Here is a 25,980-nt window from a genome sequence, read left to right on the forward strand (position 1 = left end):
GTCTAGGCCCACATGGGCCGGGTGGCAATCAGACCAGCAGCGCAATGGCGAAAAACGGCAGGGGCAGCAGACCGGCATCGCGGTTGGACCGGAACAGACGCAGCAGACCCTGTCCGTCGGCAGGGTTGAAGCGGCGCAACTGCCATGCCAGATGGACCCGCAGCGCCACCGGACCACCCAGCGCGATGATCTGCGACAGGGTGGAGCGGTCGGCGCAAGCCCACAGCACGGCGATGACGAACAACACGAACGTGATCGCCGCAAAGCCCGTCAGCCAGCGCGGACTGGCGTCGCCGAACAGGCGGGCGGTGGATTTCACCCCGATCAGCGCATCGTCGGTCGTGTCCTGATGGGCGTAGATGGTGTCATAGAACAGGGTCCACGCGATCCCTGCCAGATACAGGACCACCGCAGGCCCACCCAGCGTGCCCGTGTGCGCCGTCCACAGCAGCAACGCGCCCCAGTTGAACGCAAGGCCCAGGAACACCTGCGGCCACCACGTGAACCGCTTGGCAAAGGGATAGATGGCGACGGGGATCAGGGCTGCGAATCCCAACGCGATGGCAGGGGCCGGAAAAGTCAGAAGAATCGCCAGCGATACGAGGCATTGCACCACGGCCCAGATCAGAGCCTGCCGCACGCTGACCTGCCCGCTGGGAATCGGCCGCGACCGGGTGCGGGCGACGGAGCCGTCGATGTGGCGGTCGGTGATGTCGTTCCAGGTGCAGCCCGCGCCGCGCATCAGCGCCGCGCCCATGGCGGACCCCGCGATCAGCCACGCATCGAAGATGCCCGCGCTGTCGGTCGCAAGTGCCGCGAGGGCGATGGCCCACCAGCAGGGCAGCAGCAGCAGCCACGTCCCGATGGGCCGGTCCAGCCGCGACAGGCGCAGATAGGGCTGCCACCGCGCGGGGGCTGCGGTATCGACCCAGTTGCCCGCGCTGTCGGCGACGCGGGGTGCGGCTGGGGGGGCAGGGTGCGGCGGTGGGACTGGCGGCATGATGGGGCCTTGTGGCTGGGCAGAGGGAGGCGGCGGGGGCAGGTGTGGTGGCAGGGTGGCGGCGGTGCGGGGTATGCCCCGGTCGGGTTGGCCTGACGGGCCGGTCATGAGGGTCGATGGCTTGACAGGCAGATCAGGGGCATCGGTGGCGCGCGGTAAGGTGTATCGAGGGTCAGTGTCTTAACGGGCGGCAGGCTGAGGACGGGTCGCCCGCTGGTGCCTTGCGTGCGACGGCTGCAGCGTCCGCGGGCGCGTCGCCGCGGGTGTCGGAGTGCGGGAGCGGAGCGCCTCGGCGCCAGTGCCACGACACCTGGCGCCAAGGGTGCGCCGGGGCCTCTGGTGATCCGGGGGGTGGGGGCATATGTTCAGCTCATGTCATCCGACGTTCGCCTGTATGTAGATCACCCGCTGGGGGCAGGGCAAACGGTTCCCCTCGACCGGGACCGGGCGCTGTATCTGTTCGCCGTGATGCGGCTGGGGGTGGGGGACCGTCTGACCCTGATCAACGGGCGCGACGGGGCATGGTCGGCGCTGGTGGCCGAGGCGTCGAAGCGCGGCGGCGTGCTGGCGGTGGACGCGCAGACCGCCCCGCAGGTCACGCCGCCCGACCTGTGGCTGATGTTCGCCCCGATCAAGAAGGCCCGCACCGATTTTATCGTCGAAAAGGCGGTCGAGATGGGGGCGTCCCGCATCCTGCCGGTCGTCACCGACTACACCAACGAACGCGCCCGTCAGGACAAGCTGCAGGCCCACGCGGTCGAGGCGGCGGAGCAATGCGGTGGCACCTTTGTGCCGCCAGTGGACCCCGTCGCGCGGCTGGCTGCCGTGCTGGACGGCTGGGGGACGGGCGCTGACACGACAGAGCGGCGCATCCTGTTCTGCGACGAGGGGTTGGTGGGCCAGCCCGCCGATCTGTCCGGGCTGGCGCCGGGACCTTGGGCGGTGCTGATCGGGCCGGAAGGCGGATTCTCTCCCGCCGAGCGGGCGCGGTTGCAGGCGATGCCGCAGGCGCAGGCGGTCAGCCTCGGGCCGCGCATCCTGCGCGCCGACACGGCGGCCGTGGCGGCGCTGACCCTGTGGCAGGTGGCGCTGGGCGATTGGCGGGGCGGGCATGCGTAAGGCTGTGGATGTGTCGACGCACCGCGTGGCCGTCGGGCCATCACACCGTCGCGCCTGCGCGGCGTGGAAGGCCAATGTCGTGACCCGGGCAATCGGCATGCCCTTTGCAACGCCCCCGCTATCGCGGTCCCCGTCATCCGTCAAAGGCGCGACCCACCATGTCTGACTTCATGCGACCCGCCGCCCGCGCCGCCCTGTGGCGCTGGCGCGAGGTGCTGGCGGCGCTGGCCGTCGCAACCCTCGGCCTGTGGTGGGGGTTGAACAGCTTTGGCGTGGTGCGTTGGCTGGGGGTCGTGCTGGTCGTCGCGGCGGCGGGCCTTGGCGCGGCCGGCGTGCAGCGGGCGCGGTTCCGGCAGGACGGGCAGGGGCCGGGGGTCGTCAGCCTCGATGAACGCCGCCTCGTCTATATGGGACCGCTGACCGGGGGCGCGATGGATGTGGCCGATCTGACACGGCTGGACCTCGATCCCGCCGCACGGCCCGCGCACTGGGTGCTGACGGGCGTGGGCGGGCAGGGGCTGGCCATTCCGGTCAATGCCGACGGGGCCGAGGTCCTGTTCGACGTCTTCGCCGCCCTGCCGGGGATCCGCAGCGGCGAACTGCTGGCTGTGCTGGAACGCACACCGGGGTCGCGCGTGACGGTCTGGGAAAAGCGACGCACCCTCTTGCATTGACGGCTGCACCGGGTCACGCCAGATACTCCCGCAACACCGACCGCTGAACAAAGGCCCGATCCCATGTCCATTCCCCAATCCGGTGGCGGTCCCATCGAAAACCACGCGCAACTGGCCGAACTGCTGGCGAGCGGCTGCAAGCCCAAGGATCAGTGGCGCATCGGCACCGAGCACGAGAAGTTCGGCTTCGTCACCGCGACGCACGCGCCGCTGCCCTACGAGGGGCCCATCGGCATCCGCGCCATGCTGGAGGGGATGGAACAGCGCTTCGGCTGGGACCGGGTCGAGGAGGGTGGCACCATCATCGGTCTGACCCGCGACGGTGCCAACATCAGCCTGGAACCGGGCGGGCAACTGGAACTGTCCGGCGCACCGCTGGAGACGATCCACCAGACCTGCGACGAGGTGAATGCGCACCTTGCACAGGTGAAGGAGATCGCGGACGAGATCGGCGCGGGCTTCATCGGCCTTGGGGCGGCACCCGTGTGGACGCACGACCAGATGCCGCTGATGCCCAAAGGGCGGTACAAGCTGATGGACGCCTACATGGGCACCGTCGGCACCCACGGTACGCAGATGATGCGCCGCACCTGCACGGTGCAGGTGAACCTCGACTTCGGGTCGGAAGCGGACATGGTGCAAAAGCTGCGCACCGCGATCGCGCTGCAGCCGGTCGCGACGGCGCTCTTCGCCAATTCGCCCTTCTTCGAAGGCAAGCCCAACGCTCACAAGTCGTGGCGGGCACGGGTGTGGCGGGGCCTCGACGACAGCCGGACGGGTATGCTGCCGTGGGTGTTCGAGGACGGCATGGGGTTCGAGCGCTGGGTGGACTGGGTGCTCGATGTGCCGATGTACTTCGTCTATCGCGACGGCAAGTACATCGACGCGCTGGGCCAGTCGTTCCGCGATTTCCTAAAGGGCGAACTGCCCGCCCTGCCGGGGCAGAAGCCGCTGCTGAGCGACTGGGCCGATCACCTGACCACCGTGTTTCCGGAGGCGCGGATCAAGCAATACATCGAGATGCGCGGCGCCGATGGCGGCCCGTGGCGCCGCCTGTGCGCGCTGCCCGCGTTCTGGGTCGGGCTGATGTACGACCAGACCGCGCTGGACGCCGCATGGGACCTGTGCCGCGACTGGACGGCCGAGCAGCGTCAGGCGCTGCTGGTGGCGGCATCCGTGGACGGATTGCAGGCGAAGGTCGACGGCATCGACATGGCGACGCTGGCGCGGTCCTGCGTGGACATCGCGCGGGCGGGGCTGACGGCGCGTGCGAGACCCGGCGCCGGCGGTCTGGTGCCGGACGAGACGCATTTCCTCGATGCGCTGCAGGACAGCGTCGAGACGGGGATCACCCCGGCTGACGAGTTGTTGTCGAAGTATCACGGGGAATGGGCCGGCGATCTGGGGCGGATTTACCGCGAGTACGCCTACTGACTATGCTCGCGCAGGGAATGAAGGAGATATTCCGTGCGCGATTTTTTCATCGGTGTTTTGGACAAGCTGATTACCGTGTTCGTCGTCCTGATGGGCATTGCCATCGTGATCGCCGCCGTCGCCGCGCTGGTGTCGCCGGGCACGATGGGGCCGGGCGGTGGCGGCATCCTGGGGTTCCTGTTCATCCTGATCGGTGGCGGACTGTACGTGTCGTTCACAGCCGGGTTCCTGTATCTGGGACTCGGCATCTATCAAAACACGCGTCGCACCGCCGAAGCGACGGAGCGTATGGCCGGTCAGCCGCGCGTCTGACCGGTAGTCGGTGATGGGGATGGGATCGGGGCTGACCATGGCCGTCGTTCGGTGCAAGCCAAGGCTGCAAATGCCCTGTGACGTACTGACTCGGCTCGGGGCAGGCACCATCCGCGTGACGGCACGCATCGCATGATCCTCAGGCTTGTCTTCTCGCGGCTCGCGCCCGGGCTGCTGATTTTCGGTCCGCTCTTGATCGGTCTGCCGCCGCAGGCGGGGCTGGCCGCCGTCTTGGGTGCCCTCGTCGGTCTGGCCGTGGTCCTGCCGGTGGCACTGGCGCTGCGTGTGGTCAGTCTCGGTCAGCTGCTGGGCTGGCCGCTATGGTTGGCAATGGTGGCGCTGCGGCTGGTCTGGCGCGGCGTCAGCCGCCGTTGACGGGTGACTTCGACGCACCGATGCGCGGTTCCGTTCCGGCGCGCAGGCGGCTGATGTTGCCCCAGTGGCGGCCATAAACCAGCACCGCCAGCCCGACGGCCAATGGAAACAGGTCGCCTCGCCCCAGCATCACGAGGACGACCGGCGTCCATCCGGCCGCCAGCAGCGCCGCCAGCGACGAGATCTTGCCGAGCTTGGCGGTCAGCGCCCAGATGGCGCAGGCCGCGAGACCGGCCAGCGGCATCAGGGCCAGCATGATGCCGAGGAACGTGGCGACCCCCTTGCCGCCCCGGAACCCCAGCCAGACAGGAAAGCAGTGCCCGACCATCGCACCTAGGGCCGCGATCTGCACCGCGTCCGGCGTGGCGAACTGCCGGGCCAGCAGGACGGCTGCGGCCCCTTTGGCCGCATCGCCGATCAGGGTCAGGGCGGCGGCCTGCTTGTTGCCGGTGCGCAGCACGTTGGTGGCCCCGATGTTGCCGGACCCGATCTGGCGCAGGTCGCCCAGACCCATCGCGCGGGCCACGATCACGCCGGTGGGGATCGACCCGAGCAGATAGCCGATGACGGCCCAGAGGATCAGGAGGGTGATGGGATCGGTCATGCCATTTGCCTTTCGAAAACGCGGGTGCCGCCCACCCATGTACCGATCACGCGGCCCTGAAGGCGGGCCCCGTCGAAGGGGGTATTGCGGGATTTCGACAAAAGGGTGGAGCGGTCCAGCACGAAGGGCGCATCCGGATCGAACAGCACCAGATCGGCGGGTGCCCCCTCGGACAGGCGGCCGCTGGGCAGGTCCAGAAGGTGTGCCGGGTTCAGCGACAGCGCGCGGAACAGGCGCGGCAGGTCGATCCGGTCGTCGTGATACAGGCGCAGCGCCGCAGGCAGCAGGGTCTGCAGGCCCACGGCCCCGCTGGCCGCATCCTCGAACGGCAGACGCTTGGATTCCTCGTCCTGCGGCGTGTGCATGGAGCAGATGATGTCGATCAGGCCGGTGGCCACCGCGTCGATCACCGCCTGCCGGTCGTCTTCGGACCGCAGCGGCGGCGTCAGCTTGAAGAAGGTGCGGTAGTCGGCCACGTCCATGTCGTTCAGGGTCAGGTGGTGGATACCGATGCCCGCCGTGATCGCCAGCCCGTTGCGTTTCGCGCGTTCCAGCGCGGGCAGTGCGCGGGCGGTGGTGATCTGGTCGGCGTGATAGCGCACGCCCGTCATCTCGATCAGGGCGATGTCGCGGTCCAGCGCCATGCGCTCGGCCATGGGCGACACGCCCGGCAGGCCGCGCAGGGTGGCGAACTTGCCCGTGGTGACGCAGGCCCCCGCCGACAGGCCGGGATCCTGCGGGTGGCCGATGACCAGCGCGCCAAGGCTGCGGGCATAGGTCAGGGCGCGGGACAGCACCTTGGTGTCGGTGACGACGTGGTCGCCGTCGGTAAAGGCCACGGCCCCCGCATCGCGCAGAAAGCCGATTTCGGTCATCTCATGGCCCAGCCGTCCCTTGGTCAGGGCCGCCATGGGCAGGACGCGGACGATGCTTTCGGCGCTGGCGCGGCGGCGCACGAATTCCAGCGCTTCCGGCGTGTCGATGGGCGGCGACGTGTCCGGGCGCGTGACCATCGTCGTGACGCCACCGGCGGCGGCGGCGGCCCCTGCACTGCGGAAGGATTCCTTGTGCCGCTCGCCGGGCTCCGACACCTTGACGCCCACGTCGATCAGGCCGGGGGCGAGGCAGGCGCCCCCGCAGTCGATCACCTTGGCCCCTTTGGGGGCGGGACCGTCCTGTGCTGTGACGACGCCGTCCTGCACCGTCAGGCTGCCGGGCAGGTCGGTAAGTGCGACCGGGTCGATCAGCCGGGCATTGATGAAGTGAAGCTGCGTCATGCGGTCCTGCCGGGTGGGGTCGCATCGGTGTAGGCAGCGGGGGATGCGGGGTCAATCGCTGGCGGCAGGGCCGCGGTGGCCTGCGATGCGCGACGGGTTCCTTGCCGCACGAACACCGCTTGCAGCGTCAGCTTGCGACCCAGATCATCAGGGCCACCAGCGCGAACAGCACCAGCAGGGCGACGGTCGCCACGCGGCCCGACATGGCGGCGCTGGACGGCGCGGGTTTGCCGCTGCCCGTCAGACGACCCTCGGCCGCCTTGGACGCCAGCGGTGCGGCAGGTGCCCGCAGCCGCGCCGGATCGCCGGTTGTGGTGACGTGCGTGACCCCGGGTGCGAGGGTCAGCGTCACCGCCTGACCGCGTGCCGCGCGCGACATGACGATCACCACGAGGCCGCGCAGGTTGCGGATCGCGGGGTCCGCGGCGTCCTGTGCCGGAATGTCGTAGCCCTGATGCAGATAGTCGAGCAGCGTCAGCCCCGCGAGCTGCGTCGTGTCCACCACGTCGACATAGGTGGCATCCAGCGCGTCGGTGCCGAACAGCGCGGTCAGGGCGGCGGGCGTCCGCTCCTCCAACTCGGCGGGGGCGGGGGGTGTCACCTTGAACAGCCGGATCAGGCCGTGGTCGGTGGCGGGGATGGTCAGGGTCTGTGTCATGGTTGGCCCTTCTGGCTGTGCCGGGGTGAACGGCGGTCGGTGTCAGCGGGTTCCTGCGGCCACTGCGGTCTGCGCACGCGCGGCACGCAGGTTCTGCGCCAGCAGGTCCATCGCCGCCATGCGCACGGCGACGCCCATTTCCACCTGCGTCTGGATCACGCTACGGTTGATGTCGTCGGCGATGGTGCCGTCGATCTCGACCCCGCGGTTCATCGGGCCGGGGTGCATGACGATGGCGTCGGGCTTGGCCCGCGCCAGCTTGTCCCGGTCGAGGCCGTAGCGGTGGAAATACTCGCGTTCCGACGGGATGAAGCCGCCGTCCATCCGCTCCTTCTGCAGGCGCAGCATCATCACCACGTCCACACCCTCGAGGCCCTTTTCCATGTTGTCGAAGACCTCGACCCCGAACTCGGCGATGCCAGCGGGCATCAGGGTGGGCGGGCCGATCAGACGGACGCGGTTCTCCATCTTGCCCAGCAGCATGATGTTGGACCGCGCGACCCGGCTGTGGGCGATGTCGCCGCAGATCGCGACCGACAGGCGGTGGATGCGCCCCTTGGCGCGGCGGATGGTGAGGGCGTCGAGCAGCGCCTGCGTCGGGTGTTCGTGCCGCCCGTCGCCTGCGTTCAGGACGGCGGCGTTGACCTTCTGCGCCAGCAGATCCACCGCGCCCGACGACGGGTGCCGCACCACCAGCAGGTCGGGATGCATGGCGTTCAGCGTCAGCGCCGTGTCGATCAGCGTCTCGCCCTTCTTTACGCTGGACGACTGCATCGCAATCGACATGACGTCCGCACCGAGCTTTTTCCCCGCCAGCTCGAAGCTGGCCTGCGTGCGGGTGGAGTTTTCGAAGTACATGTTGATCTGCGTCATGTCCGCCAGCACGTCCCGGTGGGTGCGGCCCGCGCGGTTATCCTCGGCATAGGTCTGGGCGAGGTCGAGGAGTGTCGTGATCTCGTCCGGCGCGAGGGGTTCGATGCCGAGGAGGTGACGGGCGCGGAAGGACATGGGCGGCTCTCTCCTGACGGGGTGGGGGCGTTATAGGCGCGCCGTGGCAGGGGGGCCAGCCCCCCGGCTGCGCCGCCCCCCGGAGTATTTGCGGCAAGATGATGGGGACGGGAGCGGGTCGTGCTGCCGCAACCGCGTGCCGGTCGGTCCGGTGCCGGGTTGCGGCAACGGGCGGCAGGGCGCGGCAGGGGGACTGCCATCGGGCGGCCGGGCAGGCTAGGGTGTCGGTCATGGAATCGGATGCGACATACTGGGCCGACGTGGCACTGCTCGACTGGCAGGTGGCGCTGGGGGCCGACGAGGCGATCGGCGACGTGCCGGTGGACCGCTATGCCCTGGACCCGGTGCCGCCGAAGGTGGCAGCACCGGTGGTGACGGCCGTGCCGGACGCCGGCCAGCGGCGTCCGCCGCCGCCCATTCCCGCGGCCGCTGATTTCGACGCACCCGCGCTGGCGGCGGAGGCGGCTGCGGCGGCTGGCGATCTGGCGGCCCTGCGGGCGGCGCAGGAAGGTTTCGGGTTGTGTACGCTGAAGCGCGGTGCGCGGTCCTATGTCGGCGCGGAGGGCGATTCGCGGGCGCGGGTGATGATCGTCGGCGACGCGCCAGGCCGTGCCGAAGATCAGGCGGGGCGTCCCTTCGTGGGCCCGCACGGGGTGCTGCTGGACCGGATGCTGGCGGCCATCGGTTTGGACAGGACTGCCGCCGACCCCGCGCGGGCGGTGCACGTGATGCACGTGTTGCCATGGCGGACGGCGGCGGCGGGCGGGGCCGGGGCCGCCCTGCCGGAGCCTGCCGATCTGGCGATGATGACGCCGTTCCTGCTGCGGCATATCGCGCTGGTGCAGCCCGACGTTGTGGTCTGCATGGGCAACGCGCCCTGTCAGGCGCTGCTGGGGCGGTCCGGCGTCAGCCGGATGCGCGGGCAGTGGGACACGGTCCTCGGGCGGCCGCTGCTGCCGATGTATCCGCCCCAGATGCTGCTGGGTCACCCTGCGGCCAAGCGCGCGGCCTGGACGGATCTGCTCGCGCTGAAGGCGCGGCTGCGCTGAACGCCCCATCGGGCGCGGCTGCTGGCCGCGCCCGATGGGGCTGGGGGCTTCAGTCGGTGCCAGCGGGCACGGGTGCGGGCGCCGCATCCGGCGCATCATCCGCGACCGCGTCCGGCGCCGTCGCTGCCGTGGGCGCCGGGTCTGCGACCGGGGCCGCCGGGTCGGGGGCCGCGCCGGATGCGGCTGGCGTCGTGACCTGCGCAGGTGCCGCGGGTGCGGGCGATGCGGCGGCGGCAGGTGGAACTGCGACGGGTGCGGGGGTCAGCAGCGCGCCGTCGGCCCATGTGCCCGTGCTCGCCTCGCCGGTGGCATAGCGCATCGTGCCGGGACCTTCGCGGCGGCCCGCGACGAAGGTGCCCTCGTAGATGTCGCCGTTGGCATAGGTCGCGGTGCCGGTGCCGGAGATTTCGCCCATCTCCCAGTCGCCGGTATAGGTGAAGCCGTCGGGCAGGGTGATCGTGCCGATGCCGTGCCGCTGACCGTTCACGAAGTCGCCGGTATAGACGGTGCCGTCCGCATAGGTCGCGGTGCCGGTCCCGTCGCGCGCACCATCCGACCAGCCGCCCGTATAGGTGTAGCCATCGGGATAGGTCATCGTGCCCTGACCCTGATTGCGGGCATCGACGAAGTCGCCCTCATAGACGGTGCCGTTGGCATAGCGGGCGACGCCGCGCCCGGAAATCACGCCGTCGACCCATGCCCCATCATAGCTGGAGCCGTCGGGATAGACGATGCGCCCCGTCCCGTTGGCAAGGTCCGCGTTGAACTGGCCGGTGTATATCGCACCGTCCGGATAGGTGACCTCGCCGGTGCCGTCGATCTGGCCGTCCACCCACGTGCCCGTATAGCGGTAGCCATCGGTGCCGGTGAAGATGCCGGTGCCGTTGCGCTGGTCGGCGATGTACTCGCCTTCGTAGACGTCGCCGTTGGCATAGGTGACCTTGCCGGTCCCCTCGCGCTTGCCCGCCTTCAGCGCGCCCATGTAGATGTCGCCGTTGGGTTGCGTCAGGGTGCCTTGCCCCTCGATCTGGCCCGCGACCCAGGTACCATCGTAGATCAAGCCGTCCGGCATGGTCAGTGTGCCGGTGCCGTCGCGTTCGCCCGCCTCCAGCACACCCTCGTAGATCGCGCCGTCGGGGTAGGTCACGCGGCCCATGCCTTCCTTGACGCCGTTGATCCACGGGCCGGTGTATTCATAGCCGTCCGCACCGCGCATGGTGCCGGTGCCGTGGTGCATGGCGTTGCGGAACTCGCCCTCATAGGTCACGCCGTTGGCATAGGCGGCGGTGCCGCGCCCGGTGATCTCTCCTGCCAGCCAGTCACCCTCGTAGGTGCCGCCGTCGGCGAAGGTGATCCTGCCGGTGCCGTCCGGCTTGCCTGCGGCAAATGTGCCCACATAGACGGATCCGTTCGGAAAGGTCGCGGTGCCTTGGCCGCTGATCTCTCCGTTCACCCAGTTGCCGGTGTAGGTATAACCGTTGGGCAGGGTGTAGGTACCCTGACCGTGCTGGCGCCCGTTCAGGAACGCCCCTTCATAGACGCCGCCATCCTCGTACTGCTTGGTCTGCACGTCCTGCGCCAGCAGGGGCAGGGGCTGGGTGCCGACGAGTGCGAAGGCCAGAAGTGCCGCCGGGATGGTGCGCGTCATGGGGGTGATCCTGTCCAGTGCCGTTGGTCAGGGTGGTAAAGCCATCGCGGGCCCCTGACAACGGGGCCGCGGGCGTGGCAGCGGGTTTCCCTCGGCCCCGGATCTGTTATCTGCGTCACAAACCGGAGAGGTGGCCCATGTCCGACCGTTACCGCATCACGCTGGCGCAACTGAACCCCACGGTGGGCGATCTGGCGGGCAATGCAGCACAGGCGCTGGACGCGTGGCGGCAGGGGCGGGATGCGGGCGCGCAGATGGTCGCCCTGCCAGAGATGTTCGTGACCGGCTACCAGACGCAGGATCTGGTGCGGCGGGCGGCCTTCGTCGCGCATGCGGAACGCACGATCGCAGGCCTGGCCGCCGACTGCGCGGACGGACCCGTGCTGGTGATCGGCGGGCCTGCGCTGGTGGGCGGGGTGCTGCACAACAGCTACTACATGCTGAAGGACGGCGCGATCGCGGGGCGGGCCGACAAGGTGTGCCTGCCCAACTACAACGTCTTCGACGAGGTGCGGCTGTTCGCACCGGGACAGATCCACGGCCCCTTCGGCACCACCGGCCCGCGCATCGGTACGCCGATCTGCGAGGATGCCTGGTATCCGGACGTGGCCGAGGCGCAGGTCGAAAGCGGGGCCGAGGTGCTGCTGGTGCCCAACGGCAGCCCCTATCACCGCGACAAGTTCGAGGTGCGCCTGCAGACCATGATCGCCCGCGTGGTCGAGAACCGCGTGCCGCTGATCTATCTGAACATGGTCGGCGGTCAGGACGACCAGATGTTCGACGGCGGGTCCTTCGTGCTGAACCCCGGCGGTGCCTTGGCGCTGCAGATGCCGGTGATGGAGGCTGCGGTGGCGCACCTCGATCTGGTGCGCGACGCAGGCGGCTGGCGGGCGGAGGAGGGGGCACGCGCTGCGCGCCCCGACAGTCTGGAGCAGGACTACCGCGCGATGGTCGAATCCCTGCGCGACTATTGCCGCAAGACGGGCTTCAAAAAGGTGCTTCTGGGCCTATCGGGCGGCATCGACAGCGCCATCGTCGCGGTGATCGCCGCCGATGCGCTGGGGCCCGAAAACGTGCGCTGCGTCATGCTGCCCAGCCGCTATACCTCGCAAGGCTCGCTCGACGATGCGCAGGGTGTGGTCGACGCGCTGGGTTGTGCGTTCGACACGGTGGCGATCTCGGGTCCGGTGGATGCGGTGGGCGATGCGCTGTCGGCCCTGTTCACGGGCCGCTCCCCCGACCTGACAGAGGAAAACATCCAGAGCCGGATGCGCGGACTGCTGCTGATGGCGCAGTCCAACAAGTTCGGCGAGATGCTGTTGACCACCGGCAACAAATCCGAGGTCGCGGTCGGCTATGCCACGATCTATGGCGACATGGCGGGCGGCTACAACCCGATCAAGGATCTGTACAAGACGCGGGTGTTCGACATCTGCCGCTGGCGCAATGCACAGCACCGCCCGTGGATGAAGGCCCCCGCCGGCACGGTGATCCCCGTGGCGATCATCGACAAGCCGCCCAGCGCGGAATTGCGCCCCGACCAGCGCGACGACGACAGCCTGCCGCCTTACGACATCCTTGACGGCATCCTGACGCTGCTTGTGGACGAGGAGGCGAGCGTCGCCGACTGCGTGGCGGCGGGTTATGACCGCGACACGGTCATCAAGGTCGAGCATCTGGTCTATATCAGCGAATACAAGCGGTTCCAGGCGGCCCCCGGCACGCGCCTGTCGGCCCGCGCGTTCTGGCTGGACCGCCGGTATCCCATTGCGAACCGCTGGCGCGACCGCGCTTAGGGCGCGGCACGCGGGCGGACAGGGGCAACCGACGCGGCCTTGCGAAAGCCGCCCAAGGGGCGCCGCCATGTCGGCGGATTGGTGCAGCGACGGTGCGATGCCCCCCTGCGGCGGGCGGTCACTGCGTTATCTGAGTGTCATCGCCGTGATCGCAGCGGTGCCGATCACCGGTACCCTGACGCGGCAGAGGATGCACCATGAAACTGATGACACTCACCACCGCCTCGCTGATCGCGCTGACTGCGGCCCTGCCTGCATTGGCACAGACGACCACCGCCAAGGCGGGCACCGAACTGACCGTGCGCGGCGAGCCGAGCCCTTTTGGCAGCGTGATGGGCGTGCTGGCCGTCGATCAGGAGGTCACCATCGAAGGCTGCCTCGAAGACGTGAGCTGGTGCCAGATCTCGTCCGGCGAGATGACGGGCTGGGCATCGGGTCAGTACCTCTATGTCTCGGAAGGTGCCGATGCGGTCACGCTGATCGACATGGCTGGCAACCCCGAGGCACTGACGATCATCACCCAGACGCCCGCCGAGGGCACGGTTGCCGATGACACCGTGACGCAGGGCGACCAGAACGCCGCCGCCCTGACCACCGGCACGCTGGGAGCCCTGACCGCAGTGGCACTGGGCGGCCCAGTGGGCGCCATCGTCGCCGCCGGTGTCGCTGGCACCGCCGTGGGTGCCGCCGCCGTCGAGCCGACCGAGGAGACGCTGACCTTCGTCACCACCAACCCGGTCGAGACGGTCTATCTGGACGGCGAAGTCGTCGTCGGTGCCGTCGTGCCCGCCGAAGTGACCACCTATGAGGTGCCGCAGGCCGAGTACCGTTACCTGAACGTCAACGGCCTGCCGGTGCTGGTCAATGCGGCCGACAGCACGATCGTGCGCGTGATCCGCTGACGCGGACCCGGCCCGGTCCCCTATGCGCGGGGGCCGGGCCACCTTCCCAAGACCGGGTGACAGCGGGCACGGACATCGCCATGATGCGGCATCATGTCCATGCACGCACCGGATCCCGATCCCTCTGCCGTCGCGCGGTTCGCGGCGACAATCGCCGACCCGGTGCGGCGGGCGGATGCGGCGATGCTGGACACGCTGTTCCGCGCCGTGACCGGGGCCGCGCCGCTGCTGTGGGCGGGCGACATGATCGGCTATGGCCACTACGACTACACCTATCGCAGCGGCAAGCCGGGGCGCTGGTTCGCCACCGGCTTTGCCCCGCGCAAGGCGCAGCAGGTCCTCTATGTCATGCCGGGCGCGACGGACATGCGCCCAATCCTTGCCGATCTGGGCAAGTGGAAGGCGGGCAAGGCCTGCATCCATATCACGCGGCTGACGCAGGTGGACATCGACGTGCTGGCGACGCTGATCCGGGCCGGTCTGCGGGATCTGGCCACGATGTGGCCCGTCAGTGGCTTCGCAGGGCTTGGTGCGGATCGGGACTTGACCCCGTGACGCGCCGGTAACACACCCTAGGTCACGGCAAAGCCCGCATCAGGATACCATGACATGAACCGCACCGACACCGACGCGCCCCTTGCAGGGCGCTGGATCGCCATGGCCGCCCTGCTGGTCGCCGGGTTCATAAACCTGATCGACGTGACCATCGTGAACGTGGCGATCCCGTCGCTGCAACAGGCGTTCGGCGCGACCGACAGCCAGATCGAATGGGTCGTGGCCATCTACATCCTGACCTTCGCGCTGTTCCTGCTGCCGATGGGGCGGCTGGGCGATGTGGTGGGGCGGCGGCGCATGTTCATCGCGGGTGTGACGGTATTCACCATCGGCTCGGCCCTGTGTGGCCTTGCACCGTCGATCTGGGGACTGGTCGCCGCGCGCGTGGTGCAGGGCATCGGCGGCGCGATGATGACGCCGCAGACGCTGGCCATCGTGCCGGCCCTGTTCGCGCCCAAGGAACGCGGTCTGGCCTTTGCCCTGTTCGGCCTGTCGGCGGGGCTGGCAAGCGTCACCGGTCCGATCCTGGGTGGTGTGCTGATCGGGGCGGATCTGTGGGGTCTGGACTGGCGGCCGATCTTTCTGGTGAACATCCCCGTGGGCGTGGTCGCGGTGATCGGCGCCATGCGCTATGTGCCGCGCCTGCCGGCAAAGCCGGGTCTGGCGATCGACGGCGTGGGCATCACGCTGGCCGCCGCTGCGACGCTGCTGGTGATGTTCCCGCTGATCGAGGGGCGTCAGGTCGGCTGGCCTTTCTGGATTTGGGCGATGATGGCCTGCGCGTTGCCGATGCTGGCGGCCTTCGTCTGGTGGCAACGGCGGCAGGCAGCGCTGGGGCGTGCGCAACTGCTGCCGGTGGCGCTGTTCCGCAACCGCAATTTCGTCGTGGGCACGGGCATCGTGATGCTGCTGTTCGCTGGCATTCCGGGGTTCTTCCTCGTGCTCGCGATCCTTCTGCAGGTGGGCAATGGGTTCACGCCGTTGCAGTCGGGGCTGACGACGGTGCCGTTCAGTATCGGCGTGCTGACCGCGTCGCTGGCGGCGGGCCGGATGGGCAACCGCTGGCTGCGCCCGCGCATCAGCACCGGCGGGCTGCTGCTGGCTGTCTGCATGATCCTGCTGCCCTTCGTCACCCCGCAGGCGGCGGGCGAGATCAGCCGGAGTGCCTTCATGCTGCCGCTGTTCCTGGGTGGGCTGGGGCTGGGCACCGCAATCTCACCGCTGTTCAACACGGTGCTGGGGCAGGTGAAGGACGCGGATACCGGGTCCGCGTCGGGGGCGTTGCAGTCGTTCCAGCAATTGGGCGGCGCGCTGGGACTGGCGGTCATGGGACAGCTGTTCTTTGCTCATTTGGCCGCAGGATTGCAGGCGGGCGGCGATCCCGTGTCGGTCTATTCGGACGGGTTGCGCATGGCGCTGTGGTTCTCGACCGCGTCGTTCCTGCTGCTCGCCGCTGCCGTGTGGCGGCTGCCGGCACCGCAACGGGCCGCAAAACTGGACAAGTCGCCGCCTGCGTGACACAGGATCGGGCAATCACAAGGGATGCCGCACATGACCACGATCACCCGTTTCGCCCCGTCGCCGACCGGCTGGATGCATATCGGCAACCTGCGCGCCGCGCTGTTCAACCATGCCATTGCGCGCCAGAACGGCGGCACCTTCATCCTGCGGATCGACGACACGGATCAGGAACGGAGCAAGCCGGAATACGAGGACGGCATCCGCGACGTGCTGACCTGGCTCGGCATCACCTGGGACGACATGCGCAAGCAGTCCGACCGGATGGAGCGGTATGAGCAAGCCCGCCAGCAACTGCTGGACGCGGGCCGCATCTACGAGTGCTTCGAGACGCCGGTGGAGTTGGACCTGAAGCGCAAGAAACAGCTGAACATGGGCAAGCCGCCGGTCTATGACCGCGCCGCCCTGCAGCTGACCGACGCGCAAAAGCAGGCGTACCGCGACGAGGGACGCAAGTCCCACTGGCGCTTCCTGCTGGATCTTGAGCGGGTCGAATGGGACGACGGCATCATGGGGCCGATCAGCATCGATTGCGGCTCTGTCAGCGACCCGGTCATCGTGAAGGAAACGGGGCAGGTCCTTTATACCTTTGCGTCGCCGGTCGATGACGTGGACATGGGGATCACCGACATCGTGCGCGGGTCCGATCACGTGACCAACACCGCGACGCAGATCCAGATGATGCGCGCATTGGGCGGGACCGTGCCGCGCTTTGCCCACCACAGCCTGCTGACCGGCCCGCAGGGCGAGGCGCTGTCAAAGCGCCTTGGTACGCTGGCGCTGCGCGATCTGCGCGAACAGGGAATCGCACCGGAGGCGGTGCTGAGCCTGATGGCGCGGCTGGGGTCGTCGCAGCCCGTCGTGCTGGTCGACGGCATCGCGGACGTGATCGCGGGCTTCGACATCGGCACCTTCGGATCGGCACCGACCAAGTTCGACGTGGAGGATCTGCGCCCCCTGACCGCGCGGCATCTGGCGCGGTTGGAGGCGGATGCGGACGCCGTCGCACCGACGCTGGATGCGGCTGGAGTGCCCGCCGAGCTGCGCGCCCCGTTCTGGGCCGCGGTGCGCGATAACATTGCGACGCTGGACGATGTCGCGCCGTGGTGGGCGATGTTCCGCGATGGCGGTACGGCGGTCGTGGCGGACGAGGACCGGGATTTCGTGACACAGGCCTTCGGCCTGCTGGGCGACGCACCCTATACGGACGCGACGTGGTCCGAGTGGACGGGTGCGGTCAAGGACGCGACGGGCCGCAAGGGCAAGGGTCTGTTCATGCCGCTGCGGCTGGCCGTGACCGGGCAGGCGAGCGGGCCGGAGATGGCGCAGGTCATGCCGCTGCTGCAGCGCAAACCGACGCTGTAAGGCTTGGACTGGGCGGACATTGATGGCGCGGCAGGGGACACCTGCCGCGCTATTTTCACGTGCCGCCGTCAGTCGCGGGCGCGCAGCACTTGCGCGGGCGCGGCCTGCAGCGGCCTGACCGCGAATGCCAGACCCGCCAGCAGCGACACCATGATGCCGCCGCCGACGATCCACAGCGCGTTGCCCCAGATGATCTGGTAGTCATCCTCCATGATAAAGGTCTGCACGGCCCAGCCGCCCGCGATGCCTGCCGTCAGCGCCACCACACCCGCCGCCAGCCCCAGCAGCGCCGCACGCAGGGCGAAGCTCGCCACGATCATGCCGCGCGTGGCGCCGATGGTCTTCAGCACCGCCGCTTCGAACGTGCGCGCACGCTCGCCCGCCGCCGCAGCCCCGATCAGCACGAGGAATCCCGTCACCAGCGTTGCCAGCGCGCCATAGCGGGTGGCGGCGGTGATCCCCTCCACCAGCACGGCGACGCGGTCGATGGCGTCGCGGATGCGGATGGCGGTCACGTTGGGATAGGCGGTCGCGACCTCGCGCAGGATGCCCGCCTCTGCCGCCTCGTCCGCATAGACGGTCGAGATCCAGCTGTGCGGCGCACCGGCCAGCGCGGCGCTGTTGAACGTCAGCACGAAGCCCAGACCGGCGCTGTCCCAGTTCACCTGCCGAAAGCTGGTGATCGTGCCGGTGATGTCGCGGCCCAGCACGTTGACGGTCAGCGTATCGCCCAGCACCAGACCGATCTCTGCCGCTTCCTCTGCGGCGAAGCTGATCTGCGGCTCGCCGGTATAGCCTTCGCCCCACCATTCGCCTGCGGTCAGGGTGTCGCCGTCTGGCAGGGCGTCGGCATAGGTGATGCCGCGGTCGCCCTGCACGACCCAGTGGCCGCCCGCGACCGTATCCGCATCCTGATCGTTGATCCGCGTGATGATGCCCCGCAGCATGGGCGCGGTCTCGACGGCGCTGACGGCGGGATCGTCGGCGAGGATCTGGCGATACCCTGCGATCTGGTCGGGCTGGATGTCGACGAAGAAGTAGCTTGGCGCACGTTCCGGCAGTTCCGCCGTGAACGCACGGCGCAGGTTGCCGTCGATCTGGCCGATGGCCGCCAGCACCGCAAGGCCGAGGCCCAGCGACAACACGACGGAGGTTGATTCGCCACCACGCGCGCCGATGCTGGCCAGCGCCAGCCGCAGGGCGGGGCGACCCCGCACGCCGGGCCGCAGGCGTCGGGCGATCAGCCGGATCAGGCTGGCGGCCAGCACGAGGATCAGCAGCGCCCCCGCGATGCCGCCAGCGGTCCACAGGGTCAGGAACACAGTGCCGGAAAACCAGATCGCAAGGCCCAGCAGCACCGCGATCAGTCCCGCCGTCAGGACCAGATAGAAGGGGCGCGGCAGCGCGTCGCCACCGGCAAAAGCATCGCGGAACAGGGTCGCCGCCTTGATCTGTTCGGTCCGCGCCAGGGGCCAGAGGGTAAAGATCGCCGCCGCCAGCAGGCCATAGATCGCGGCCTCTGCCAGCGGGGCAGGGGCAAGGGTGAAGTCGGCGGGGATCGGCAGTTGCGCCTCGATCACTGGCGCAAGCGCCAGCGGGATGCCCGCGCCGAGGATCAGGCCCAGCGTGACGCCGAGGGCGGTCAGCGCACCGATCTGGATGGCATAGGTGGCAAAGATCGTGCCGCGCGTGGCCCCGAGGGTCTTGAGGATCGCGATGGTCTCGGTCTTGCCGCCCAGATAGGCGCGCACGGCGGCGCTGACGCCGACGCCGCCCACCGCAAGACCCGACAGGCCCACGAGGATCAGGAACGCGCCCATGCGCTCGACGAAGCGGGCGGTGCCACCGGCCCCTTCGCGGCTGTCGCGCCAGCGCATGCCGCTGTCGCGGAACGCCGCGTCGGCGCGATCCTCCAACGCCTGCAGGTCGACGCCGGGAGGCAGCAGCATGCGATAATCGGTGTCGAACAGCGTGCCTTCGGACAACAGCCCCGCATCGGCCAGATCGGCGGCCAGAACGATGCTGCGCGGCCCGAGCGAAAAACCCGCCGCCGCATTGTCGGGATAGGCGTCGAGGACGGCGGTGAACACGAACTCCTGCGTGCCCATGAAGAAACTGTCGCCGGGCGTCAGGCCGAGGCGGTCGGCCATCACACGCTCCATCACGCCGCCGGGGCGGGTGCCGTCACCGGCGAGCGCATCGGGCAGCGACATGGGCGGGTCGAGCGTGACGCTGCCGACCAGCGGATAGGCCCCGTCCACCGCGCGGACCTGCGTCAGGGCACGTTCGTCCCCGACGGTGACCATCGACCGGAAGTCTACGGTTTCCGACAGGGTGGTCGACACCTCCTCCATGAAGGCCAGCTCCTCCCGCGTGGCATAGCGGTAGGTCAGCGTCGCCTGCGCGTCGCCCCCCAGAAGTGCACTGCCCTGTTCGGCCAACCCTGCCGTAATGGCCGCCCGGACGGTGCCCACGGCGGCGATGGCGGCCACCCCAAGGGCGAGGCAGGCGAGGAAAACGCGGAACCCGCGCAGGCCACCGCGGAGTTCACGGCGTGCGAATGTGGCAGCGAGGCGCAGGGTCATGCGGCGTCCAGCCGACCGTCGCGCAATCCGATGACGCGGCTGCAACGCGCGGCAAGGTTGGGCGCGTGCGTCACCATGATGAGGGTCGATCCATGCCGGTCGCGCAGGCCGAACAGCAGGTCGATGATCGCGGCCCCGTTCGTGGCGTCGAGGTTGCCGGTGGGTTCATCCGCCAGCAACAGGCGCGGGCGCGGGGCGGATGCGCGGGCCAGCGCCGTGCGCTGCTGTTCGCCGCCCGACATCTGGTTGGGGTAATGGTCGGTCCGCGCCCCCAGTCCCACCGCCTGCAATTCGTCGCGCGCCCGCTCGAACGCATCGTCCACACCGGCCAGTTCCAGTGGCGTCGCCACGTTCTCGAGCGCGGTCATGGTGGGGATCAGGTGGAAAGACTGGAACACCACCCCCATATAAGAGCGGCGAAAGCGGGCCAGCTGGTCCTCGTCCATCGCGGTCAGGTCCTGCCCCATGGCGGTGATCCGCCCGGCGGTCGCCGTTTCCAGCCCGCCCATCAGCATCAGGAGAGATGACTTGCCAGATCCACTCGGCCCGACCAGCCCCACGGTTTCCCCCGCCGCCACGTCCAGCGTTATGCCGTGCAGGATGTCCACCTTACCCGCGTTGCCATCGAGGGATAGCGCCACGTCGCGCAAGGACAGCACGGGGGCCGGAACGGGATCTGACATGGGAAAAACCTTTGCATTGCTCACGCTTGCATATGGGGCAGCAGGCATGCTGCGCAACCGTGTCGGCTTGTGTGTTTTCGCCACAGTGGCGCTGGCCGCACCCGCCGCGGCGCAGGTCACGGTTGCGGCACTGGGCGACAGTCTGACGGCGGGGTATGGCCTGCCGACTGCCGACGGATTCGTCCCACAGATGCAGGCCTGGCTCGACGCACAGGGTGCCGATGTGGTCCTGCTGAACGCCGGTGTGTCCGGCGACACGACGGCGGGCGGGTTGTCGCGCATGGACTGGACCCTGACGCCGGACGTGGACGGCGTGATCGTGGCGCTGGGGGGCAACGATTATCTGCGCGGTCTGGACCCGGTCGTCAGCCGCGACAACCTCGATGCCATCCTCGCCAAGGCGCAGACAGCGGAGGTGCCTGCGCTGCTTGTCGGGTTGGAGGCGGGCACCAACTATGGCGCCGATTTCACGCAGGCCTTCAACGGAATGTATGCGGAACTCGGCGCAGCCTACGACGTGCCGGTCTATCCCGACTGGTTCGGGCCGCTGCGCGAGGGCGATCTGCGCACCTACCTGCAGGACGACGGCGTACACCCCAACGCCGAAGGCGTGTCACTGATCGTCGATGCCATGGGCCCCGCCTTACTGGCGTTCATAGAGAACCTGCCCGAAGGCTGATCCGCGCAAGCGGGGCCACCGGAACGGCAGTGTATTGAAAGCCGGATGGCGCTGCGATGCCATCTGGTGTTTGAAACGATTGCATGAGGTGATTCACAGGGCGAAGCCGTTCAGACCGCGCACCATCACAGTGCCGATCGTTATATGTCGATGATGATGTGGCTGTATTGCGCCTAATTTCGCGAGCGTCGCTCGAGCGAAGAGAGGGTGGGGGAGGATGCGCGAAACCGCGCACCCAAGTCTTGCAAATCGCGGCTTATGCCAGCGACAGGTTCACAGCCGACTCACGACCGTCACGGCCGGATTCGATGTCGAAGGTGACTTTCTGGTTGTCGGCCAGGCCGGTCAGACCCGAACGCTCAACTGCGGAGATGTGCACGAACACATCCTTGGAGCCGCCATCGGGAGCAATGAAGCCGAAGCCTTTGGTTGCGTTGAACCATTTCACGGTGCCAGTAGCCATCGTGTTAATCCTTTTAGTCTTGCCACCCACGAGATTGCGGTGGCCCGGCTTCGTCAGTGCAATGTCGAGCGCTGCTGCCTAGAAAGGAACACAGTGGGTCGAGATAGATAACGGTCGCAAACACTGGCTAACCGATCTGCGGTGCAAATGCAACCCCGATGACACCGGACCTGTCCCCTGATCCGGGAAGGCGTGCGACGTGAACTGCTGACCGGGTCGCACACCGCCGGCGTGCACGCCCGCCGCCGCATCCATCATCACCGGCGCCCCGTCGTCCAGGTGTCCGGTGGCAGAACGGTATTGATGTCGGTGTAGATCACCGCACCAAGCAGCGCACTGAACGGGCCCACGATCGCATAGATTGCGACGCATTCCACAAGCGATATTCCCGGCACGCATGCCCCGATCATCGTGGTGACCGATGCGATCCCGATGCCGTAAATGCCCCAACGCATAAGCGATCCTCCCTCTCCTCCGACGATTTGACAGCCGTCAGCAGAGTTAGTCCACTCAATAACATGGGATAGTTTCAAAAAATGTTAAAAACGTGACATAATGTTGCGTCACATTGGGGTGGCACCACTGTCGTGGTGCCCGCCCGCAACAGGCACCACGACCGTTTTAAATGGTACCGTCAGCGCACGAACTTTTTGTGCTTCAACCGCTTGGGTTCCAGCGCATCCGCCCCGAGGCGACGCTTCTTGTCCTCTTCGTAGTCCTCGAAGTTGCCTTGGAACCATTCGACATGGGCATCGCCTTCGAAGGCGAGGATGTGGGTGCAGATCCGGTCGAGGAAGAAGCGGTCGTGGCTGATGACCACGGCGCAGCCTGCAAAGGAGGTCAGCGCGTCTTCCAGCGCACGCAGCGTTTCCACGTCCAGATCGTTTGTCGGCTCGTCCAGCAGCAGGACGTTTCCGCCGGATTTCAGCAGCTTGGCCATGTGTACGCGGTTGCGCTCACCGCCCGACAAAGAGCCCACCTTCTTCTGCTGGTCGCCGCCCTTGAAGTTGAAGGCCGAGCAGTAGGCGCGGGAGTTCATCGCCGCGTCGCCCAGTTCGATGACCTCGGCGCCGCCGGTGATCTCCTCCCACACGGTCGCATCGGGGGCGAGCGCGTCGCGCGACTGGTCCACATAGGACAGCTTCACCGTGTCGCCGTATTCCACGCTGCCCTCGTCGGGCTGGGCCTGACCGGTCAGCATGGAAAAAAGCGTGGACTTGCCCGCGCCGTTGGGGCCGATCACGCCGACGATGCCGCCGGGCGGCAGGTCGAAGGACAGGTTTTCCACCAGCAACTTGTCGCCCATCGCCTTCTTGAGGTCAGTGACCTCGATCACCTTGGACCCCAGACGCGGGCCGTTGGGGATGATGATCTGCGCGCGGCCCAGCTTTTCCTTTTCCGACTGGTTGGCCAGATCGTTGTAGGCGCTGATCCGCGCCTTGGACTTGGCCTGCCGCGCCTTGGCACCCTGACGCATCCATTCCAGCTCGCGCTCCAGCGTCCGCTGCTTGGACTTGTCCTCCTTCGCTTCCTTCTCCAGCCGCTTGGCTTTCGCCTCCAGCCAGCTGGAATAGTTGCCTTCGTGCGGGATGCCCGACCCGCGGTCGAGCTCGAGGATCCAGCCGGTGATCGCGTCGAGGAAGTAGCGGTCGTGCGTGACGATCAGGATGGTGCCCTTGTAGTCCACGAGGTGCTGCTGCAGCCACGCGATGGTTTCCGCATCGAGGTGGTTGGTCGGCTCGTCCAGCAGCAGCATGTCCGGCGCTTCGAGCAGCAGCTTGCACAAGGCGACGCGGCGTTTCTCGCCACCCGACAGGGTGGTCACATCGGCGTCGTCGGGGGGGCAGCGCAGCGCCTCCATGCTGACGTCGATCTGCGCATCCAGATCCCACAGGTTCTGGGCGTCGATCTCGTCCTGAAGGCGGGCCATCTCGTCCGCCGTCTCGTCGGAATAGTTCATCGCCACTTCGTTGTAGCGGTCGAGGACGGCCTTCTTGTCGGCCACGCCCAGCATCACGTTTTCGCGCACGCTCAGCGTCGGGTCGAGTTCGGGTTCCTGCGGCAGGTAGCCGACGCGCGCGCCTTCGGCCGCCCACGCCTCTCCGGCGAAATCCTTGTCCTGACCGGCCATGATCCGCATCAGTGTGGATTTGCCGGTGCCGTTGACGCCGACCACGCCGATCTTGACGCCGGGCAGGAAGTTCAAGCGGATGTTCTCGAACACCTTCTTGCCGCCGGGATAGGTCTTGGACACGCCGTCCATGAAATAGACGTATTGGTAACTGGCCATGGAAAAGCCTCGCTGGGGATGGGTCTGGCGCCTTCCTTAACGGTCGCGGTCGCGTGGGGCAATCGGGCACTAGCCGGTGTGGCGCAGCTCTTGGCAGCTGCTGCGCGCGCGCAGCCAGCCGATCACGTCCTCGGCCGGCATGGCGCGGGCGAAATGGTTGCCCTGTCCGACGCTGCCGCCAAGGCTGCGCACGATCGCGGCCTGTTCGGCCGTCTCGATGCCGGATGCGGTGCAATAGAGGTCCTTGTCACGCCCGAACTGCAACAGCATCGCGGTGATCTTTTCGCAGGCGGGTGCGGCGGCGAGGTGGCGGATCAGCGCCTTTTCCACCTTGAAGCCTGCCACTGCCAGCCGGTCCACGTGCAGCAGTCCCGCATAGCCCGCGCCGAACCCGTCGATCAGAACGTTGAAGCCCAGACCCACCAGATGCGAGATGCCCATGAACCTGTGGGCCCCCGGATCGACCGACCCGAACACGTCACGCTCGGCCAGTTCGATGTGTATGTCCTGCGGTTTCAGCCCGCGGGCCGAGAGCCGCGCCGGCAACCTTTCCGCATGGGCCCGGTCCGACAGCAGGACATGAGAGCCGTTGATGCTAACCCGGATCCCATCGTGGCCAGTGGCACGCAGCCGGGCATGCAGATCGGCTGCAGCATCGATCGCGGCAAGGTCGACGCCCGCAAGCAGGTTCAACTCGCGCGCCAGGGGCAAGAATGTCGCCGGATGCAGCAAACCCCGCGTCGGATGCTGCCAGCGGGCCAGCGCCTCGAACCCGCGGACGTGCCCGGTGACCAGATCGACCGTCGGCTGCATGTAGAACGTCAGGCCCCCGTCGGCGATGCAGTGCTGCAACTGCGCGGCAAACAGATCGCGGCTCTGCGCCTCAGCATGCAGGGCCGAATCATAGACGGCCACGGCACCGCGTCCCGCCCGCTTTACCGCATAGAGAGCGAAGTCCGATTTCTGCAGCAGGCGGTCCGTGTCGGCGTCGTCGGGACCGGCACGGACCGCACCCACGCTGACCGACAGGGCCAATTCCATGCGGTCGTGGCGAAATGGCGTGCGGACCGCGTCGCACAGGGTCTGACCGATGCCCAGCAGTTCGGCGTCGCAGGCGACATCCGTGCAGACGGCCACGAATTCGTCACCGCCCACGCGTGCCAGCAGATCGGTGGGGCGCAGGTGGTGCCCGATGGTGCGTGCCACGTGTTTCAAGGCCGCATCGCCGGCGGCATGGCCGTGGCGGTCGTTGATCGCCTTGAACCCGTCCATGTCGATGTGGAGCAGGCCGAGTCCCGGCCGTATGGCGGGGGCCAAAGCCATCCGGTCGGCCACGAAGGTCGAAAGATGGGCACGGTTCGCGGTGCCGGTCAGGCTGTCGTGGGTCGCAAGATGTGCCAGCGTCGCCGTCGTGTCACGCAGGATGCGGTCCTGTTCGACCTGTTCGGACACATCCCGGCAGACCAGCGTCGCGAGCGTCCGGCCATCAGAAGCGAGATGGAAGCTGGCGTTGAGCTGGTTCCAGAAAAGGCTGCCGTCGCTGCGTCTGTTGCGCACGACGACCAGTTTGCGCCACGCCGGATCGTCCGGATCGTAGCGGAACCCGGCAATCTGCGCGCGCGTCATGCGGTCGGCGTCCGGCAGGCAGAACGACAGCGGATTGCGACCCACGACGCGGTCCATCGGCAGGCGCATCAGGCGCAGATAGGCCGGATTGGCCCACAGGATGATGCCGTCCAGCGTCTGTACGACGATCCCGTCATTGGTGCTGGTGCAAGCCATCGCCGTGAAATCCGGTGGCGTCCTGCGACGCGCGCGCTGCCGCGACCGGACCAGCAGCGCCGCCACCCACCCGCAGACCAGAACCGCAATCAACAGGGGCAACGGGCTGGCGGGTGACATCGCGACCTTTCTGGGAATCCGGGACGGGTTGCCGTCAACATGGCCCCCAGAGCTTAGCTTTTGCTTAAGATCGCCATGCCGGCT

General features: G+C 68.0%; 24 protein-coding genes. 12 read left to right on the forward strand and 12 right to left on the reverse strand.

Translation table 11 applies throughout. From position 1 onward, the window contains the following. Positions 1 to 28: 28 nt before the first annotated feature. Positions 29 to 1,000: a 4-hydroxybenzoate octaprenyltransferase gene (gene ubiA, locus BMX16_RS04020; RefSeq protein WP_089899055.1), complete on the reverse strand. Its 972-nt coding sequence runs from the start codon at positions 998 to 1,000 to the stop codon at positions 29 to 31. A 372-nt stretch (positions 1,001 to 1,372) separates the two neighbouring features. On the opposite strand from ubiA, the gene BMX16_RS04025 reads away from it, so the two are divergent. From BMX16_RS04025 to BMX16_RS04045, 5 genes are all read left to right on the forward strand, one after another. Further along, the gene (locus tag BMX16_RS04025; RefSeq protein WP_089899057.1) at positions 1,373 to 2,119 is read left to right on the forward strand and encodes a 16S rRNA (uracil(1498)-N(3))-methyltransferase; all 747 of its coding nucleotides are present in this window, start codon (positions 1,373 to 1,375) and stop codon (positions 2,117 to 2,119) included. A gap of 158 nt (positions 2,120 to 2,277) precedes the next feature. Next, positions 2,278 to 2,793 carry a hypothetical protein gene (locus BMX16_RS04030; RefSeq protein ID WP_089899060.1) on the forward strand — a complete coding sequence of 172 codons (516 nt, stop codon included), beginning with the start codon at positions 2,278 to 2,280 and terminating at the stop codon, positions 2,791 to 2,793. Between the two features lie 63 nt (positions 2,794 to 2,856). Next, positions 2,857 to 4,227 (forward strand): glutamate--cysteine ligase, encoded by a 1,371-nt coding sequence (locus tag BMX16_RS04035; protein ID WP_089899062.1) that lies wholly within the window; start codon positions 2,857 to 2,859, stop codon positions 4,225 to 4,227. Positions 4,228 to 4,260: 33 nt separating this feature from the next. After that, positions 4,261 to 4,539: a hypothetical protein gene (locus BMX16_RS04040; RefSeq protein WP_089899066.1), complete on the forward strand. Its 279-nt coding sequence runs from the start codon at positions 4,261 to 4,263 to the stop codon at positions 4,537 to 4,539. A 132-nt stretch (positions 4,540 to 4,671) separates the two neighbouring features. Further along, entirely contained in the window at positions 4,672 to 4,914 is a 243-nt protein-coding gene (locus tag BMX16_RS04045; RefSeq protein ID WP_089899071.1) for a hypothetical protein, read from the forward strand. On the opposite strand, the gene plsY is transcribed toward BMX16_RS04045, so the two are convergent. From plsY to BMX16_RS04065, 4 genes are all read right to left on the reverse strand, one after another. Then, a complete protein-coding gene (gene plsY / locus BMX16_RS04050) occupies positions 4,901 to 5,518 on the reverse strand; it encodes a glycerol-3-phosphate 1-O-acyltransferase PlsY (RefSeq protein WP_089899074.1) in 618 nt (205 codons plus the stop codon). The genes BMX16_RS04045 and plsY overlap by 14 nt on opposite strands. Then, entirely contained in the window at positions 5,515 to 6,795 is a 1,281-nt protein-coding gene (pyrC, locus tag BMX16_RS04055) for a dihydroorotase (RefSeq protein ID WP_089899078.1), read from the reverse strand. Before pyrC ends, plsY begins: the two co-directional genes overlap by 4 nt. A 127-nt stretch (positions 6,796 to 6,922) precedes the next feature. Next, the gene (locus BMX16_RS04060) at positions 6,923 to 7,453 is read right to left on the reverse strand and encodes a hypothetical protein (protein WP_089899081.1); all 531 of its coding nucleotides are present in this window, start codon (positions 7,451 to 7,453) and stop codon (positions 6,923 to 6,925) included. A gap of 42 nt (positions 7,454 to 7,495) precedes the next feature. Beyond that, the gene (locus BMX16_RS04065) at positions 7,496 to 8,461 is read right to left on the reverse strand and encodes an aspartate carbamoyltransferase catalytic subunit (RefSeq protein WP_089899083.1); all 966 of its coding nucleotides are present in this window, start codon (positions 8,459 to 8,461) and stop codon (positions 7,496 to 7,498) included. 230 nt (positions 8,462 to 8,691) lie between these two features. Between BMX16_RS04065 and BMX16_RS04070 the strand changes: the two genes are divergently transcribed. Beyond that, on the forward strand, positions 8,692 to 9,510 hold the full coding sequence (locus BMX16_RS04070; RefSeq protein WP_089899086.1) for a uracil-DNA glycosylase: 819 nt from the start codon (positions 8,692 to 8,694) through the stop codon (positions 9,508 to 9,510). 49 nt (positions 9,511 to 9,559) lie between these two features. Here the strand turns inward: BMX16_RS04070 and BMX16_RS04075 are convergent, their stop codons facing one another. Then, positions 9,560 to 11,158: an MORN repeat-containing protein gene (locus BMX16_RS04075; RefSeq protein WP_089899089.1), complete on the reverse strand. Its 1,599-nt coding sequence runs from the start codon at positions 11,156 to 11,158 to the stop codon at positions 9,560 to 9,562. A 137-nt stretch (positions 11,159 to 11,295) separates the two neighbouring features. Here BMX16_RS04075 and BMX16_RS04080 point away from each other — a divergent pair, with 137 nt between their 5' ends. From BMX16_RS04080 to gltX, 5 genes are all read left to right on the forward strand, one after another. Continuing rightward, entirely contained in the window at positions 11,296 to 12,954 is a 1,659-nt protein-coding gene (locus BMX16_RS04080; RefSeq protein ID WP_089899091.1) for an NAD+ synthase, read from the forward strand. 197 nt (positions 12,955 to 13,151) lie between these two features. Then, positions 13,152 to 13,856, forward strand: coding sequence for a DUF1236 domain-containing protein (locus BMX16_RS04085; protein ID WP_245731283.1), 705 nt, complete (start codon positions 13,152 to 13,154; stop codon positions 13,854 to 13,856). A gap of 93 nt (positions 13,857 to 13,949) precedes the next feature. Then, complete coding sequence (locus BMX16_RS04090; RefSeq protein ID WP_245731286.1) at positions 13,950 to 14,411, forward strand: DUF1801 domain-containing protein; 462 nt, start codon at positions 13,950 to 13,952, stop codon at positions 14,409 to 14,411. Between the two features lie 54 nt (positions 14,412 to 14,465). Next, positions 14,466 to 15,929 (forward strand): MFS transporter, encoded by a 1,464-nt coding sequence (locus tag BMX16_RS04095; protein WP_218139815.1) that lies wholly within the window; start codon positions 14,466 to 14,468, stop codon positions 15,927 to 15,929. A 33-nt stretch (positions 15,930 to 15,962) separates the two neighbouring features. Then, positions 15,963 to 17,294 carry a glutamate--tRNA ligase gene (gltX, locus tag BMX16_RS04100; RefSeq protein ID WP_089899239.1) on the forward strand — a complete coding sequence of 444 codons (1,332 nt, stop codon included), beginning with the start codon at positions 15,963 to 15,965 and terminating at the stop codon, positions 17,292 to 17,294. 68 nt (positions 17,295 to 17,362) lie between these two features. On the opposite strand, the gene BMX16_RS04105 is transcribed toward gltX, so the two are convergent. Next, on the reverse strand, positions 17,363 to 19,879 hold the full coding sequence (locus tag BMX16_RS04105) for an ABC transporter permease (RefSeq protein ID WP_089899094.1): 2,517 nt from the start codon (positions 19,877 to 19,879) through the stop codon (positions 17,363 to 17,365). Next, positions 19,876 to 20,562 carry an ABC transporter ATP-binding protein gene (locus tag BMX16_RS04110; protein WP_089899098.1) on the reverse strand — a complete coding sequence of 229 codons (687 nt, stop codon included), beginning with the start codon at positions 20,560 to 20,562 and terminating at the stop codon, positions 19,876 to 19,878. Before BMX16_RS04110 ends, BMX16_RS04105 begins: the two co-directional genes overlap by 4 nt. A 46-nt stretch (positions 20,563 to 20,608) precedes the next feature. Between BMX16_RS04110 and BMX16_RS04115 the strand changes: the two genes are divergently transcribed. Further along, on the forward strand, positions 20,609 to 21,241 hold the full coding sequence (locus tag BMX16_RS04115; protein WP_245731288.1) for an arylesterase: 633 nt from the start codon (positions 20,609 to 20,611) through the stop codon (positions 21,239 to 21,241). A gap of 256 nt (positions 21,242 to 21,497) precedes the next feature. Here BMX16_RS04115 and BMX16_RS04120 read toward each other — a convergent pair whose 3' ends face one another. From BMX16_RS04120 to BMX16_RS04135, 4 genes are all read right to left on the reverse strand, one after another. Continuing rightward, complete coding sequence (locus BMX16_RS04120) at positions 21,498 to 21,704, reverse strand: cold-shock protein (RefSeq protein ID WP_072856590.1); 207 nt, start codon at positions 21,702 to 21,704, stop codon at positions 21,498 to 21,500. A 257-nt stretch (positions 21,705 to 21,961) separates the two neighbouring features. Further along, complete coding sequence (locus BMX16_RS04125) at positions 21,962 to 22,159, reverse strand: hypothetical protein (RefSeq protein ID WP_089899104.1); 198 nt, start codon at positions 22,157 to 22,159, stop codon at positions 21,962 to 21,964. Positions 22,160 to 22,338: 179 nt separating this feature from the next. Next, positions 22,339 to 23,994 carry an energy-dependent translational throttle protein EttA gene (gene ettA, locus BMX16_RS04130; RefSeq protein WP_089899107.1) on the reverse strand — a complete coding sequence of 552 codons (1,656 nt, stop codon included), beginning with the start codon at positions 23,992 to 23,994 and terminating at the stop codon, positions 22,339 to 22,341. 69 nt (positions 23,995 to 24,063) lie between these two features. Further along, positions 24,064 to 25,896 carry a putative bifunctional diguanylate cyclase/phosphodiesterase gene (locus BMX16_RS04135; protein ID WP_089899110.1) on the reverse strand — a complete coding sequence of 611 codons (1,833 nt, stop codon included), beginning with the start codon at positions 25,894 to 25,896 and terminating at the stop codon, positions 24,064 to 24,066. Positions 25,897 to 25,980: the final 84 nt, after the last annotated feature.

Source organism: Loktanella fryxellensis (assembly GCF_900110065.1).
In the GTDB taxonomy this organism is placed as follows: Bacteria; Pseudomonadota; Alphaproteobacteria; order Rhodobacterales; family Rhodobacteraceae; genus Loktanella; species Loktanella fryxellensis.

Bases quoted from the DNA above. Each gene is read 5' to 3' on its own strand.
- ubiA (WP_089899055.1), bottom strand. From the start codon at position 1,000: ATGCCGCCAGTCCCACCGCCGCACCCTGCCCCCCCAGCCGCACCCCGC.
- BMX16_RS04025 (WP_089899057.1), top strand. From the start codon at position 1,373: ATGTCATCCGACGTTCGCCTGTATGTAGATCACCCGCTGGGGGCAGGG.
- BMX16_RS04030 (WP_089899060.1), top strand. From the start codon at position 2,278: ATGTCTGACTTCATGCGACCCGCCGCCCGCGCCGCCCTGTGGCGCTGG.
- BMX16_RS04035 (WP_089899062.1), top strand. From the start codon at position 2,857: ATGTCCATTCCCCAATCCGGTGGCGGTCCCATCGAAAACCACGCGCAA.
- BMX16_RS04045 (WP_089899071.1), top strand. From the start codon at position 4,672: ATGATCCTCAGGCTTGTCTTCTCGCGGCTCGCGCCCGGGCTGCTGATT.
- plsY (WP_089899074.1), bottom strand. From the start codon at position 5,518: ATGACCGATCCCATCACCCTCCTGATCCTCTGGGCCGTCATCGGCTAT.
- pyrC (WP_089899078.1), bottom strand. From the start codon at position 6,795: ATGACGCAGCTTCACTTCATCAATGCCCGGCTGATCGACCCGGTCGCA.
- BMX16_RS04060 (WP_089899081.1), bottom strand. From the start codon at position 7,453: ATGACACAGACCCTGACCATCCCCGCCACCGACCACGGCCTGATCCGG.
- BMX16_RS04065 (WP_089899083.1), bottom strand. From the start codon at position 8,461: ATGTCCTTCCGCGCCCGTCACCTCCTCGGCATCGAACCCCTCGCGCCG.
- BMX16_RS04070 (WP_089899086.1), top strand. From the start codon at position 8,692: ATGGAATCGGATGCGACATACTGGGCCGACGTGGCACTGCTCGACTGG.
- BMX16_RS04075 (WP_089899089.1), bottom strand. From the start codon at position 11,158: ATGACGCGCACCATCCCGGCGGCACTTCTGGCCTTCGCACTCGTCGGC.
- BMX16_RS04080 (WP_089899091.1), top strand. From the start codon at position 11,296: ATGTCCGACCGTTACCGCATCACGCTGGCGCAACTGAACCCCACGGTG.
- BMX16_RS04085 (WP_245731283.1), top strand. From the start codon at position 13,152: ATGAAACTGATGACACTCACCACCGCCTCGCTGATCGCGCTGACTGCG.
- BMX16_RS04090 (WP_245731286.1), top strand. From the start codon at position 13,950: ATGTCCATGCACGCACCGGATCCCGATCCCTCTGCCGTCGCGCGGTTC.
- BMX16_RS04095 (WP_218139815.1), top strand. From the start codon at position 14,466: ATGAACCGCACCGACACCGACGCGCCCCTTGCAGGGCGCTGGATCGCC.
- gltX (WP_089899239.1), top strand. From the start codon at position 15,963: ATGACCACGATCACCCGTTTCGCCCCGTCGCCGACCGGCTGGATGCAT.
- BMX16_RS04105 (WP_089899094.1), bottom strand. From the start codon at position 19,879: ATGACCCTGCGCCTCGCTGCCACATTCGCACGCCGTGAACTCCGCGGT.
- BMX16_RS04110 (WP_089899098.1), bottom strand. From the start codon at position 20,562: ATGTCAGATCCCGTTCCGGCCCCCGTGCTGTCCTTGCGCGACGTGGCG.
- BMX16_RS04115 (WP_245731288.1), top strand. From the start codon at position 20,609: ATGCTGCGCAACCGTGTCGGCTTGTGTGTTTTCGCCACAGTGGCGCTG.
- BMX16_RS04120 (WP_072856590.1), bottom strand. From the start codon at position 21,704: ATGGCTACTGGCACCGTGAAATGGTTCAACGCAACCAAAGGCTTCGGC.
- BMX16_RS04125 (WP_089899104.1), bottom strand. From the start codon at position 22,159: ATGCGTTGGGGCATTTACGGCATCGGGATCGCATCGGTCACCACGATG.
- ettA (WP_089899107.1), bottom strand. From the start codon at position 23,994: ATGGCCAGTTACCAATACGTCTATTTCATGGACGGCGTGTCCAAGACC.
- BMX16_RS04135 (WP_089899110.1), bottom strand. From the start codon at position 25,896: ATGTCACCCGCCAGCCCGTTGCCCCTGTTGATTGCGGTTCTGGTCTGC.